This is a genomic window from Micromonospora sp. NPDC050784, assembly GCF_044456765.1.
Classification (GTDB): Bacteria; Actinomycetota; Actinomycetes; order Mycobacteriales; family Micromonosporaceae; genus Micromonospora; species Micromonospora foliorum.
The window spans coordinates 244138-257875 of sequence record NZ_JBITGG010000003.1 but is presented as its reverse complement, the minus strand read 5'-3'; the positions used below and the strand labels follow the sequence as shown (position 1 = coordinate 257875).

The following is a 13738-nucleotide window of genomic DNA, read 5'->3' as shown; positions in this document are numbered from 1 at the left end:
TCGCCGACCGTGACCATACGGTGTCCTAGGGGCCGAATGACCGGATCGGCTCGGAGACGCACCGGGGATTCCCGCTACGGTGAACGGGTGCCACTGGTCGCCGCCGCCGTCTGCCCGCATCCGCCCCTGCTCGTGCCCGAGGTGGCCGGCTCGGCGGCCCCGGAGTTGGACGATCTGCGGGCGGCCTGTGATACCGCCGTACGCCGGCTGTTGGCCGCCGATCCGGACACTCTGCTGCTGCTGGGCACCGGCCCGGTGACCGGCCCGATCGGTACCCCGGCGACCGGTTCCCTCCAGCCCTGGGGTGTCGACCTGGACGTGCCGCTGGTGCCCGGCCAGCCGGACCGAGGCGCGGTGCTGCCGTTGAGCCTGACCATCGGCGCGTGGCTGCTGACCCGCCACGACGCCCGACCGCCGGTGACCGCCGTGCAGGTGGCCGCCGACGCCGGCCCGGCCGAGCTGGCCGCGCTCGCCGCCGAGGTCGACGCCGCCGGTGACCGGGTGGCGGCGCTGGTGCTCGGTGACGGGTCGGCCTGCCGGGGAGAGAAGGCACCCGGGTACGACGACGCGCGCGCCCTCCCGTACGACCAGGGGGTTGCCGCGGCGCTGGCCGACGCGGACCTGGACGCCCTGCTGGACCTCGACCCGGTGCTGTCGACGGAGCTGAAGGCCGCCGGTCGCGCCTCCTGGCAGGTGCTCGCCGGCGCGGCCCGCGCGGCCGGCGGCGGGTGGCGCGGCGAGCTGCTGCACGACTCCGCCCCCTACGGGGTGGCCTACTTCGTGGCGTCCTGGGAGCGGGTGTGACAGGCACGGTCGTCGCGGTGGTCGGCCCGACGGCGGCCGGCAAGTCGGCGCTGAGCATCGCGTTGGCGCACGCCCTGAACGGGGAGGTGGTCAACGCCGACTCGATGCAGCTCTACCGGGGCATGGACATCGGCACCGCCAAACTGACCCTCGCCGAGCGGGACGGGGTGCCGCACCACCTGCTGGACATCTGGGAGGTCACCGAGCCGGCGAGCGTCGCGGAGTACCAGCGACTGGCCCGCGCGGCGGTGGACGACATCCTGTCCCGGGGGCGGGTGCCGCTGCTGGTCGGTGGCTCCGGGCTGTACGTGCGGGCGGTGCTGGAGCGCTTCGAGTTCCCCGGCACCGACGCGGCGCTGCGGGAGCGGCTGGAACGGGAGTTGGCCGAGGTCGGCCCGGCCCCGCTGTACGCGCGGCTGCGCGCCGCCGACCCGGTCGCGGCCGACGGCATCCTGCCCGGCAACGGTCGGCGGATCGTGCGGGCCCTGGAGGTGATCGAGCTCACCGGCGCGCCGTTCGCCGCGTCGCTGCCGCAGCCCACGCCGTACTACCCGTCGGTGCAGCTCGGCGTCGACCTGGACACCGGCCTGCTGGACGAGCGGATCGCGCTGCGGGTCGACCGGATGTGGGCCGACGGCCTGGTGGACGAGACCCGCGAGCTGGTCGGGCGCGGGCTGCCCGAGGGGCGGACGGCGAGTCGGGCGCTCGGCTACCAGCAGGTGCTGCGCCTGCTCGCCGGTGAACTGACCGAGGCGCAGGCGCACGACGAGACGGTCCGGGCCACCCGGCGTTTCGTCCGCCGGCAGCGGTCCTGGTTCCGGCGCGACCCGCGGATCCACTGGCTGGACTCGGCGACCCCGGACCTGATCGGGGCCGCCCTGCGCCTGGTGCCGGCCGCTGCGCGATGATGGGGGAGTGGAGTTCACCAAGGGCCACGGCACCGGCAACGACTTCGTCCTCCTTCCCGACCCGGACGGTCAGCTCGACCTGACCCCGGAGCTGGTCGCGGCGCTCTGCGACAGGCGTCGGGGCATCGGCGCGGACGGCGTACTGCGGGTGGTCCGCGCGGCCAAGCATCCGGACGGCGCGGGTCAGGCCGGCGAGGCCGAGTGGTTCATGGACTACTGGAACGCCGACGGCTCGTTCGCCGAGATGTGCGGCAACGGCGCCCGGGTCTTCGTGCGCTACCTGCTCGACACCGGGTTGGCCACGCCCGCCGGCGCGGCGCTGCCGGTGGCCACCCGGGCCGGCGTCGTGCGCGCGCTGGTCGAGGGCGACGCCGTGTCCGTGGAGATGCGCCGACCCCAGGTGTACGACAGCTCCGCCGCCACCCTCGGCGGACTGACCCTGACCGGTGCGGTGGTGGACGTCGGCAACCCGCACCTGGTCTGCGTCCTGCCGGCCGGCGTCGAGCTGTCGGCGCTGGACCTGACCGTCGCGCCCGGGTTCGACCCGACGGTCTTCCCGAGCGGGGTGAACGTGGAGTTCATCGTGGCGGGCGACCCGGTCGACGGCACCGACGGGCACACCCTGATGCGGGTGTACGAGCGCGGCAGCGCCGAGACCCTGTCCTGCGGCACGGGTGCCTGCGCGGTGGGCGCGGTGGCGCTGCGCGACGCCGGCCGGGACACCGGCGTGGTCGCCGTGGACGTGCCCGGCGGTCGCCTCACGGTGACGGTCACTGCCGACTCCTGCTGGCTCTCCGGCCCTGCCGTCCTGGTGGCCACCGGCGAGCTGAACCCGGCCATTCTCCGCCCCTGAGGCCCCACCCGGGCTCCCGCCCGCGTTGATCAAGAGGTTTGCGTCAGAATTCGCGCTCTTCCTGACGCGAACCTCTTGATCAACGGGGTCATCGGCGGGTGAACGGCACGCGTTACGGGGTGGCGCTGGCGTTTGCGGCGATCTCGGGGAGGTCGGCCGGGCCGGGGTCGGCGGCCGGGAGCGGGCTCGGGTTGTGCGCGGCGGCGCGTACGGCCGCGGCGACCGCCGGGGCGACCCGGGAGTCGAAGACGCTCGGCACGATCACCGTCGGGTTGATCTTCTCTTCGCCGACCACGTCCGCGATGGCCCGGGCGGCCGCGATGGCCATCTCCTCGGTGAACTCCTCAGCGTGCGCGTCCAGCATGCCGCGGAACACCCCGGGGAACGCGAGCACGTTGTTGATCTGGTTCGGCTGGTCCGAGCGGCCGGTGGCGACCACGGCGGCGTGCTTGCGTGCCTCCCGTGGGTCGACCTCCGGGTCCGGGTTCGCGAGGGCGAAGACGATCGAGTCCTTCGCCATCTGGGCGATGTCGTCGCCGGTGAGCAGGTTCGGCGCGCTGACCCCGATGAACACGTCGGCGCCCCGGATCGCGCCGGGCAGGTCGCCGGAGTAGTTCTCCTTGTTGGTGTTCTCCGCCAGCCACTGCCACGCCGAGTTGAGCCCGGTCAGCCCGCGGTGCAGGGCGCCCTCCCGGTCGTACGCGATGATGTCGCCGACGCCCTGGCGCAGCAGCAGCTTCATGATCGCGGTGCCGGCCGCGCCGGCTCCGGAGACGACCACGCGGACGTCCTCGAGCCGCTTGCCCACCACCCGCAGCGCGTTGGTCAGCGCGGCCAGCACGCAGATCGCGGTGCCGTGCTGGTCGTCGTGGAAGACCGGGATGTCCAGCGCCTCGCGCAGCCGGGCCTCGATCTCGAAGCAACGCGGCGCGGCGATGTCCTCCAGGTTGATGCCGCCGTAGGCCGGCGCGATCGCCTTGACGATCTGCACGATCTCGTCGGTGTCCTGGGTGTCCAGCACCACCGGCCAGGCGTCCACCCCGCCGAAGCGCTTGAACAGCGCGGCCTTGCCCTCCATCACCGGCAGCGACGCGGCCGGGCCGAGGTTGCCCAGGCCGAGCACCGCCGAGCCGTCACTGACCACCGCGACGGTGTTGCGCTTGATGGTCAGTCGCCGGGCGTCGGCCGGGTTCTCGGCGATCGCCATGCAGACCCGGGCCACCCCCGGGGTGTACGCGCGGGACAGCTCGTCGCGGTTGCGCAGCGCGACCTTCGAGGTCACCTCGATCTTGCCGCCCAGGTGCAGCAGGAACGTCCGGTCCGACACCTTGCGCACGTCCACGCCGTCCAGCGCGGTCAACGCGTCGACCACCTGGTCGGCGTGTCCGGCGTCGGCGGTGTCGCAGGTCAGGTCGACGATCACATGGGTCGGGTCCGAGTCCACCACGTCCAGCGCCGTGACGATCGCCCCGGCCTCGCCGACGGAGGTGGTGAGCCGGCCGATCGAGGAGGCGTCCGCGGTCACGGCGATCCGGATGGTGATCGAAAATCCGGCGCTCGGCAGTCGGGTGATGGCCACGGGATCCCTCCGTAACGGCTGTGCGGCCGATCGGCCGCCGCCCGCATTTCTACCGGGTTGTCGCGGCCGACCAGCATTCGCCCCCACTTTTGGCGACCTTCAGCATGGGCATATAGCAGGTGCGTTCGGCGTTGTGTCATGTCAGGATTACGTTCTACTTATCAAAACGGACAGGAGAACCGCTTGCGAGACCAGGAGAGCTTTGTCCCCGTCGAGGACGAGCTCGACGACGTCACCACCGGCGAGATGGAGCTGTCGGAGCGGCAGTCCCTCCGACGCGTCCCGGGCCTGTCAACCGAGCTCACCGACGTCACCGAGGTGGAATACCGCCAGCTGCGGCTGGAGCGGGTCGTCCTGGTGGGCGTCTGGACCGAAGGCACTGTCACCGACGCGGAAAACTCGCTGACCGAGCTCGCCGCGCTGGCCGAGACCGCCGGTTCGCAGGTGCTCGAAGGGCTCATCCAACGTCGTACCCGACCCGACCCGGCCACGTACATCGGCCGCGGCAAGGTCGACGACCTCGGCGCGGTGGTGCTCTCCACCGGCGCCGACACGGTCATCTGTGACGGTGAGCTGTCCCCGTCGCAGCTGCGCAACCTGGAGCAGCGCACCAAGGTCAAGGTCGTCGACCGCACCGCGCTGATCCTCGACATCTTCGCCCAGCACGCCAAGAGCAAGGAAGGTAAGGCGCAGGTCGAGCTGGCCCAGCTCCAATACCTGCTGCCCCGACTGCGCGGTTGGGGTGAGACGCTCTCCCGGCAGACCGGTGGTTCCGGCCGGGGCGGCGGCGCCGGCGGCGGTGTGGGTGTTCGTGGTCCCGGTGAGACCAAGCTGGAGACCGACCGGCGGCGCATCCGTCACCGCATCTCCCGGCTGCGTCGCGAGATCAAGAGCATGAAGACGGTACGCGTGACCAAGCGCTCTCGGCGCTCCCGCAACGCCGTTCCCGCGGTCGCCATCGCCGGCTACACCAACGCCGGCAAGTCCAGCCTGCTCAACCGCCTGACCGGCGCGGGCGTGCTGGTGGAGAACGCGCTGTTCGCCACGCTGGACCCGACGACCCGCAAGGCCACCGCCTCCGACGGGCGGCTCTACACCCTCTCCGACACCGTCGGTTTCGTCCGGCACCTGCCGCACCAGATCGTCGAGGCGTTCCGCTCGACGCTGGAGGAGGTCGCGGAGGCGGATCTGGTGGTGCACGTCGTCGACGGCACCCACCCGGATCCGGAGGAGCAGGTCCGAGCGGTCCACGCCGTGCTTGCCGAGGTCAGCGCCGATCGGCTCCCCGAGCTGTTGGTGGTCAACAAGACCGACGCGGCCGACGAGGACACCCTGCTGCGGCTCAAGCGGCTCTGGCCGGACGCGATCTTCGTGTCCGCGTACTCCGGGCGGGGCATGGACGAGCTGCGCGCGGCGATCGAGGAGCGGCTGCCGAGTCCGGCCGTGGAGGTCCGGGCCGTGCTGCCGTACGACCGGGGCGACCTGGTGGCCCGGGCGCACCGCACGGGTGAGGTGCTCAGCACGTCGCACCTGCCGGAGGGCACCCTGCTGCACGTCCGCGTCGGAGCGGAGTTGGCGGCGGAGCTTATGGCGTACGACGTGGAGCGGCAGGGACAGGCGGCCGGCAGCCGGTCCTGAGCGGCCACGGCGTCATCCACCGGAAACGCGCGGCATGCGACACTGGCCGAATGCGCCGCGTTGTTTCCTCGGTCACGGTTGCCCTCGGCCTGCTCGGGGCAACCGTGGCGCTCGCCGGAGTCGCCGCAGCGGCTCCCGCCCCTGGGGCGTCCGGGCCGCCCGCCGCGAACCCTGGCCAGAAGCGATGCACGATTACCGACGAGCGCCTACGGGAGCTGTCCGGGCTGGTCGCCACCAAGAGTGGCTTCATCGTCATCAACGACGGCACCGAGCTCCCGGAGCGCAAGCGGGTCTTCTTCCTCGACAGCAAGTGCAAGATCTCGAAGGAGCCGATCCGCTACTCGGGGCAGGGTCCGTTCGACACCGAGGATCTCGCCGTGTCCAAGGACGGCAAAACCCTCTGGATCGCCGACACCGGTGACAACCCCGACGCGAAGGAGCGCCGCAGCCGCGTCGCGCTCTGGTCGATGCCGGTCACCGGCGCCAACCAGCCGACGCTGCACCGGCTCTCCTACCCCGAGGCCAAACCGCACGACGCCGAGGCACTCCTCATCGGCGACGACGGGAAACCGCTGATCATCACCAAGGTGACCAGCGGCAAGGCCGAGATCTACACGCCGTCGGCGGCTCTGAAGAGCGGCGACACCGACCCGGTGCCGATGCGGAAGGCCGGCGAGCTCACGCTGCCGAAGACCCAGACGGAGAACACCCTCAACACCTTCGGCCGGATCGCCATCACCGGCGCGTCCCGGGCACCGGACGGCTCCCGGGTGGTCCTGCGCACCTACGCCGACGCCTTCGAGTTCGACGTGAGCGGCGGCGACATCGTGGGCGCGCTCACCAGCGGCAAGCCGCGGGTGACGCCGCTGGCCGACCCGTTCGGCGAGGCCATCAGCTACACCCCGGACGGAAAGTCGTTCCTCACCGTCTCCGAAGCGGGCCGGTTCGCCGAGGACGAGCCGCTCGACATCCTCAGCTACGCCCCGTCCAGTTCGACAGCCGTGCCACTGGCTCCGGAGGAGGGCGGCAAGCCGGCCGCCTCGAAATCCTGGACCGCCGGGTTGAGCCTCGACGACATCACGTACCTGGTCGGGGCGGTCGGGGTGATCGGCCTGCTGTTGGTCGCCGCCGGCATCTTCGGCATCGTCCGCGCCCGCCGCCGACCGTCGACCGCCGACGCGTCCGACCTGTCGGACCCGGATGGCGAGCCGTTCGGCCCGCGCGCGGGCCGAGCCGTCGACGGTTTGCCGGCCGATGACGACCGCAGGGGTGGTGTCTACGGGGGCGGCGCGCCAGCCGGCGGCGCGGTCTACGGCGGTGGTGCGGGTCGCGGCGGTCCGGCCCCGGCGGGTGGTGCGGGTCGTGGCGGCCCGGCCCCGGCGGGTGGTGCCGTGTACGGCGGTGGCGGCCGGCCGGCCCCGGCTGATGGAGGCTACGGTGCGCCACGACCGGACGGCGGCGGTGCTGGCGTGTACGGCGGCGGACGCCCTCCGGCCGGCGGCGGCGGACGCCCTCCAGCCGGTGGCGGTGGCCGTCCCCCGACTGGTGGCGGTGGCCGTCCTCCGGCTGGTGGCGGTGGTCGTCCGCAGGCCGGCACCGGTCGTCCGCAGGCCGGCGGTGGTCGTCCGCAGGCCGGCGGTGGTCGTCCTGGCGGTGGCGTGTACGGCGGCGAGGGCGGTCAGCCCGGTCGCGCGGAGCCGCCCCGGCGTGGTGGGCCGGAGCCTGACTACCGCGGTCAGCGACCTGGCCGCCGACGCGACGACGACGGGCCAGTGGACCCGTACGGGCAGTATCCCGGGGGTGGGCGTGGTCACCGGGGCGACCGTTACTGATCGGCGCTGAGGCGATCATCCGCCTCGAACACGAGCGGTGCGGGTGAGTGCTGTTCGGCACCCACCCGCCGATCGGTCAGATCCGGCGTAGCACCGCCACGACCCGGCCCATGATGGTGGCGTCATCGCCGGGGATCGGGTCGAAGGCCGGGTTCTGCGGCATCAGCCAGACGTGCCCGTCGCGCCGCCGGTAGGTCTTCACCGTCGCCTCGCCGTCGAGCATGGCGGCCACGATCTCGCCGGAGTCGGCGGTTGGCTGCTGCCGGACCACCACCCAGTCGCCGTCGCAGATCGCCGCGTCGAGCATCGAGTCGCCCTTGACCTGGAGCATGAAGACCTCGCCCTCACCCACCAGCTCGCGGGGGAGCGGGAAGATGTCCTCCACGGCCTGCTCGGCGAGGATCGGGCCACCGGCGGCGATCCGGCCGAGCATCGGCACGTACGCCGGGGTCGGCCGCTGGGCCCTCGACAGCTCGTCGTCGATCGCCTCGCTGGGGGCGCGGACGTCCACCGCGCGCGGCCGGTTCGGGTCGCGGCGCAGGAAGCCCTTCTTCTCCAGCTCCTTGAGCTGGTAGGCGACGCTGGACGGCGACACCAGGCCGACCGCCTCGCCGATCTCCCGGACGCTCGGCGGGTAGCCGTGCCGTTCCACCCAGTTGCGGATGAACTCCAGGATGCGGCGCTGGCGGGCGGTCAGGTCGACCGTCGCCGGGTCGGGGAAGGCGCTGACCACCGGGGTGACCGGGCGCACGGCGGGCTGACCCGTCCGGCTGCGCGCGGCGCTGCGGCGTCGGGTGGCCGGGGGGCCCGCCTCGGTGATCTGCTGCGGGCTCTTCGGCCGGCTGGCCCGGTCCTCGGTCACGTCCGTCCTCCCTGGTCGGCGCTGGGTGCCTCGTCGGCTCGTGGTGCGTGCGGTGGTGCCACGTTGTTCATGACCGTATAGGTGAGATCAGTCATTTTCAAACATCTGTACGACCTCTCACCGGCGTGTCGGGGTGAAAAAGCACTCCGGTCGTACGGATGTTCTGATAAATGGTACGTCAGGTAGTACTGGTGTTCGATCCTCGACCATTTGCCGGGCGGGTCCGACCTGCTGGCCGGTAACCCGGGCGAGGTCGTGGCGTTGGGCCTTCGGGCGTGCTGCGGGGCGGGGATGACCGGATGGTCCGTGACGCGCCGGACACGCCGGCCAACTTGACCCGGCTTCCCCGGCGACATACGGTCGACCCCTAGATGTAGTAGTGACACGGGCGTAAGTTGCCTACAGGTTGGGTCTGACTACCGACCGCACTCCCGTAACGTCGATCACGGCAGGCGTCATCCGAGGATGGCACCGTCGCGGTGCGGCGTGCCCGGGGTGTCCGGTGTGCTCGCAGTTGATCATTTTTAGGAGGTGGGCGAATGCGGTGTCCGTACTGCCGGCACGCTGACTCCCGGGTGGTCGACTCGCGGGAGGCCGACGACGGCCAGCTCATCCGACGGCGGCGGTCCTGCCCGGAGTGCGGCAAGCGGTTCACCACCGTCGAGGAGGCGGTGCTCGCGGTCGTCAAGCGCAGCGGGGTGACCGAGCCGTTCAGCCGCACAAAGATCATCGGCGGGGTGCGCAAGGCGTGCCAGGGCCGGCCGGTGGACGACGACTCACTCGCGCTGCTCGCGCAGCGGGTGGAGGAGACGGTCCGGGCCAAGGGGGCCGCCGAGATCCCCAGCCACGACGTGGGCCTGGCGATCCTGGGTCCGCTACGCGACCTGGACGAGATCGCCTACCTGCGGTTCGCCAGCGTCTACCGCTCGTTCGACTCGCTCGCCGACTTCGAGCGCGAGATCGAGACGTTGCGGGCCGCGGCGCGAGCCCGGGAGCAGGGCAGGGCCGATGCGGTTGAGGCCGCCGGCCGTACCAGCTGAGTCTTCACAGTTTTTCGAGAGATTGGGACGCGCGGTGGGTGACCGCGCAGACGAGGGGGGCGACGGCGTGACAACTAGCCGTTCACGGAACAAGGCAGGCGCGGGGCTGAAGATCGAGCGGGTGTGGACGACCGAGGGGGTCCACCCGTACGACGAGGTCTCCTGGGAGCGCCGGGACGTCGTGATGACGAACTGGCGGGACGGCTCGATCAACTTCGAGCAGCGTGGGGTGGAGTTCCCGGAGTCGTGGAGCGTCAACGCGGCCAACATCGTGACCACCAAGTACTTCCGGGGAGCGGTGGGGACCCCGGAGCGGGAGTGGTCGCTCAAGCAGCTGATCGACCGGGTGGTCACCACCTACCGCACCGCGGGTGAGGAGTACGGCTACTTCGCCGGCCCGGCCGACGCCGAGGTCTTCGCGCACGAGCTGACCTGGATGCTGCTGAACCAGGTGTTCAGCTTCAACTCGCCGGTCTGGTTCAACGTCGGCACGCCGTCGCCGCAGCAGGTCAGCGCCTGCTTCATCCTGGCCGTCGACGACTCGATGGACTCGATCCTCGACTGGTACAAGGAGGAGGGGCTGATCTTCAAGGGCGGCTCCGGCTCCGGAGTCAACCTGTCGCGCATCCGCTCGTCCCGTGAGCTGCTCTCCTCCGGCGGCACCGCCTCCGGCCCGGTCAGCTTCATGCGCGGCGCGGACGCCTCCGCCGGCACCATCAAGTCCGGCGGCGCGACGCGCCGGGCGGCCAAGATGGTCATCCTCGACGTGGACCACCCGGACATCGAGGAGTTCGTGGTCACGAAGGCGCGCGAAGAGGACAAGATCCGCGCGCTGCGCGACGCCGGGTTCGACATGGACCTCGGCGGCTCCGACATCGTCAGCGTGCAGTACCAGAACGCCAACAACTCGGTCCGGGTCTCCGACGAGTTCATGTCGGCGGTGGAGAACGGTAAGGGCTTCGACCTGCGCGGCCGCCTGGACGGCTCGGTGATCGACACCGTCGACGCCAAGAAGCTGTTCCGCACCATCTCCCAGGCCGCCTGGGAGTGCGCCGACCCGGGCCTGCAGTACGACGACACCATCAACGACTGGCACACCTGCCCGGAGACCGGGCGGATCACCGCGTCGAACCCGTGCTCGGAGTACCTGCACCTGGACAACTCCTCGTGCAACCTGGCCTCGCTCAACCTGATGAAGTTCCTCCGCGCCGACGGTGGCTTCGAGGTGGAGAAGTTCGTCAAGTCAGTCGAGTTCGTCATCACCGCGATGGACATCTCGATCTGCTTCGCGGACTTCCCGACCGAGAAGATCGGTGAGACCTCCCGCGCATACCGGCAGCTCGGCATCGGCTACGCCAACCTGGGTGCCCTGCTGATGGCCACCGGCCTGCCGTACGACTCGGACCAGGGCCGCTCGGTCGCCGCGTCGATCACGTCCCTGATGACCGGCACCGCCTACCGCCGCTCGGCCGAGCTGGCCGGCGTCGTCGGCCCGTACGACGGCTACGCGCGCAACGCCGAGCCGCACAAGCGGGTCATGCGTAAGCACGCCGCGGCCAACGACGAGATCAAGCCGACCAGCCCGGTGGCCACCGCGATCGTCCGCGAGGCGACCAAGCAGTGGACCCAGGGCAACAAGATCGGCGATAAGAACGGTTGGCGCAACGCGCAGGCGAGCGTCCTCGCCCCGACCGGCACGATCGGCTTCATGATGGACTGCGACACGACCGGCGTGGAGCCGGACCTGGCGCTGGTCAAGTTCAAGAAGCTGGTCGGCGGCGGCTCGATGCAGATCGTCAACCAGACGGTGCCGCGCGCCCTGCGCAGCCTCGGCTACCCCGAGGAGCAGGTCGAGGCGATCGTCGAGCACATCGCCGACCACGGGCACGTGGTGGACGCCCCCGGCCTCAAGCCGGAGCACTACCCGGTCTTCGACTGCGCCATGGGGGAGCGGACGATCGCCCCGATGGGTCACGTGCGGATGATGGCGGCCATCCAGCCGTTCGTCTCCGGCGCCATCTCCAAGACGGTCAACATGCCGGAGGCGGCCACCGTCGAGGACGTCGAGAAGATCTACTTCGAGGGCTGGAAGCTCGGCCTCAAGGCGCTGGCGATCTACCGGGACAACTGCAAGGTCGGCCAGCCGCTCTCGGTGGCCAAGTCCAACAAGGCCACCGAGCCGGCCGCCGTCGAGACGGCACCGGCCGCGCCGGCCGCGGTCGAAAAGGTCATCGAGTACCGGCCGGTGCGTAAGCGCCTGCCGAAGAAGCGCCCGTCCGAGACGGTCAGCTTCTCCGTCGGTGGCGCCGAGGGCTACCTGACCGCGTCGTCCTACCCCGACGACGGCCTCGGTGAGGTCTTCCTGAAGATGTCCAAGCAGGGCTCGACCCTGGCCGGCGTGATGGACGCCTTCTCGGTGGCCATCAGCATCGGCCTGCAGTACGGCGTGCCGCTGGAGACGTTCGTCAGCAAGTTCACCAACATGCGCTTCGAGCCGGCCGGCATGACCGACGACCCGGACGTGCGGATGGCGGCCTCGGTGATGGACTACATCTTCCGTCGCCTGGCGCTGGACTTCCTGCCCTACGAGCGCCGTGCCGAGCTGGGTATCTTCACCGCCTCGGAGCGGGCCGCGCAGCTGCGGGCCGAGGCCGACGCGGAGGCTGCCGCCGTCACCGGCGTCGAGCTCACCGCGATGGCGGCGTCCGCACCGGTGGAGACCCCGGCCAAGCCGGAGGCGGTCGCCCAGCCTGCCCAGGAGATGGCCGACGTGGCCGCCGCCAAGCCGGCTCCGAGCGTGGGTTCCAGCACCGAACTGCTGGAGGCCGTGATCGGCAAGGCCGCCGACGCGCCGCTCTGCTTCACCTGCGGTACGAAGATGCGCCCCGCCGGTAGCTGCTACGTCTGCGAGGGCTGCGGCTCCACCAGCGGCTGCAGCTGACGTACGCGAAACGCGGCGCTGCCCCGGTCTCCCTCGTCGGAGGCCGGGGCAGCGCCGTTTTCGGGCCCCCTGGAGGCTCGCGCGGGAGGGCATGTTGTCGTTGGCCGTGATGCCTGTGAGTCATCTTGATGACTCACAGGCATCACGCCCGTCAGGGTGTTGTGCGGTGGGCTGCCAGCTGAGGATCAGCGAGTCGGCTCAAGTGATCTTGGCGACCGGGCTACTGGCTTGCTCGCTCGGCGGCGCGCACGGCGTTGCGGAACAGCATCGCGACGGTGGTCGGACCGACTCCGCCGACCCGGGGGGTGATGGCGCCGGCTACCTCGGCGCACGCTTCGTCCACGTCCGGTAGGAGCCGCCGGCCTTCGTAGCGGACGCCGGCGCCGATGACGACGGCTCCGGGCTTGACGTGCTCGGGCTGAACGATCCCGGGTACGCCGGCGGCGGCGACGAGGATGTCGGCGCGGCGGGTGTAGCGGGCCCAGTCGGGAACACCGGTGTGTACGACGGTGACGGCGGCGTTGGCGGTGGGGCGTTTCTGGGCGAGCAGCATGGCCAGGGGTCGGCCAAGGGTGGCGCCCCGGCCGAGGATGACGACCTCACGGCCGGCGACGGGGATCTCGTAGTACGCCAGGAGGGCTTCGATGCCGGCGGGGGTGCACGGCAGTGGGCCGGGCAGGCCGACGGCGAGACGCCCCATGTTCAGCGGGTGCATGCCGTCGACGTCCTTGTCCGGGTCGATGGTCTGCAACGCCGCGTCGTAGTCCAGGTGCCCCGGAACCGGGTACTGCACGAGCAGCCCGTGTACGGCCGGATCGCTGTTGAATCGGGCGATGGCCTGGTGCAGCTCGGCCTGGGTGGCGGTGGCAGGCAGGTGCACGTGCGGGGAGGCGAACCCGAGCGCGGCGGCCTGACGCTGTTTGATGGAGATGTAGCCGGCGCTGGCGTCGTCATCGCCGACGAGGATGGTGGCGAGGCTCGGTGTGATCCCGCGGCTGCGCAGGCGGGCGACTGCCTCGGCCGTCTCGGCCAGCACGGCTTCGGCGACGGGTGCGCCCGGCAGGAGCCGGGCAGCGCCCGATGGGGTGTGGTGCTCGGCGGATTCGCTGGTCGTGGTCATGACGCTTCCTCGACGCAGGCGCCCAGGCGGTCGACGCCCGCGAGAGGCTCCCCGATGGTTCCACCATCCCCGTGCCGCCAGTCGCCGGTGGTTCGATGATGCCGCATCACCAGGGCGGTTGCCCAACTGGACCAGCAGAGCCGCGGTCAGCCCCGGGCGGG

The 13738-nt window shown here is 71.3% G+C and carries 10 protein-coding genes; 7 read left to right on the top strand and 3 right to left on the bottom strand.

What is annotated here, in order from left to right:
- The first annotated feature begins 36 nt into the window (after positions 1 to 36).
- Genes ACIBD9_RS05695 through dapF form a run of 3 tightly spaced genes read left to right on the top strand, consistent with a single transcriptional unit; the run spans position 37 to position 2565 of the window.
- On the top strand, positions 37 to 804 hold the full coding sequence (locus ACIBD9_RS05695; RefSeq protein ID WP_396714852.1) for a hypothetical protein: 768 nt from the start codon (positions 37 to 39) through the stop codon (positions 802 to 804).
- Positions 789 to 1712: a tRNA (adenosine(37)-N6)-dimethylallyltransferase MiaA gene (miaA, locus tag ACIBD9_RS05690; RefSeq protein ID WP_396715075.1), complete on the top strand. Its 924-nt coding sequence runs from the start codon at positions 789 to 791 to the stop codon at positions 1710 to 1712. The genes ACIBD9_RS05695 and miaA overlap by 16 nt, the downstream gene beginning before the upstream one ends.
- 7 nt (positions 1713 to 1719) lie before the next feature.
- The gene (gene dapF, locus ACIBD9_RS05685) at positions 1720 to 2565 is read left to right on the top strand and encodes a diaminopimelate epimerase (RefSeq protein WP_396714850.1); all 846 of its coding nucleotides are present in this window, start codon (positions 1720 to 1722) and stop codon (positions 2563 to 2565) included.
- A 112-nt stretch (positions 2566 to 2677) separates the two neighbouring features.
- On the opposite strand, the gene ACIBD9_RS05680 is transcribed toward dapF, so the two are convergent.
- Positions 2678 to 4144, bottom strand: a complete 1467-nt coding sequence (locus ACIBD9_RS05680) for an NAD-dependent malic enzyme (RefSeq protein WP_196921665.1) — start codon at positions 4142 to 4144, stop codon at positions 2678 to 2680.
- Positions 4145 to 4327: 183 nt separating this feature from the next.
- On the opposite strand from ACIBD9_RS05680, the gene hflX reads away from it, so the two are divergent.
- Positions 4328 to 5782 (top strand): GTPase HflX, encoded by a 1455-nt coding sequence (gene hflX, locus ACIBD9_RS05675; RefSeq protein ID WP_396714848.1) that lies wholly within the window; start codon positions 4328 to 4330, stop codon positions 5780 to 5782.
- A gap of 50 nt (positions 5783 to 5832) precedes the next feature.
- Positions 5833 to 7614: a hypothetical protein gene (locus ACIBD9_RS05670; RefSeq protein ID WP_396714846.1), complete on the top strand. Its 1782-nt coding sequence runs from the start codon at positions 5833 to 5835 to the stop codon at positions 7612 to 7614.
- 76 nt (positions 7615 to 7690) lie between these two features.
- Here ACIBD9_RS05670 and lexA read toward each other — a convergent pair whose 3' ends face one another.
- Positions 7691 to 8476: a transcriptional repressor LexA gene (lexA, locus tag ACIBD9_RS05665; protein ID WP_030489395.1), complete on the bottom strand. Its 786-nt coding sequence runs from the start codon at positions 8474 to 8476 to the stop codon at positions 7691 to 7693.
- A 539-nt stretch (positions 8477 to 9015) separates the two neighbouring features.
- Here lexA and nrdR point away from each other — a divergent pair.
- Together nrdR and ACIBD9_RS05655 are read left to right on the top strand one after the other, a co-directional pair.
- On the top strand, positions 9016 to 9516 hold the full coding sequence (gene nrdR / locus ACIBD9_RS05660; protein WP_091400542.1) for a transcriptional regulator NrdR: 501 nt from the start codon (positions 9016 to 9018) through the stop codon (positions 9514 to 9516).
- A 67-nt stretch (positions 9517 to 9583) separates the two neighbouring features.
- Positions 9584 to 12457: a vitamin B12-dependent ribonucleotide reductase gene (locus tag ACIBD9_RS05655; RefSeq protein WP_396714843.1), complete on the top strand. Its 2874-nt coding sequence runs from the start codon at positions 9584 to 9586 to the stop codon at positions 12455 to 12457.
- Positions 12458 to 12677: 220 nt separating this feature from the next.
- Here the strand turns inward: ACIBD9_RS05655 and ACIBD9_RS05650 are convergent, their stop codons facing one another.
- Entirely contained in the window at positions 12678 to 13577 is a 900-nt protein-coding gene (locus ACIBD9_RS05650; RefSeq protein WP_396714841.1) for a bifunctional 5,10-methylenetetrahydrofolate dehydrogenase/5,10-methenyltetrahydrofolate cyclohydrolase, read from the bottom strand.
- Positions 13578 to 13738: the final 161 nt, after the last annotated feature.

Coding starts and splice junctions, on each gene's coding strand:
- nrdR (WP_091400542.1), top strand. CDS start 9,016: ATGCGGTGTCCGTACTGCCGGCACGCTGACTCCCGGGTGGTCGACTCG.
- ACIBD9_RS05695 (WP_396714852.1), top strand. CDS start 37: ATGACCGGATCGGCTCGGAGACGCACCGGGGATTCCCGCTACGGTGAA.
- ACIBD9_RS05650 (WP_396714841.1), bottom strand. CDS start 13,577: ATGACCACGACCAGCGAATCCGCCGAGCACCACACCCCATCGGGCGCT.
- ACIBD9_RS05670 (WP_396714846.1), top strand. CDS start 5,833: ATGCGCCGCGTTGTTTCCTCGGTCACGGTTGCCCTCGGCCTGCTCGGG.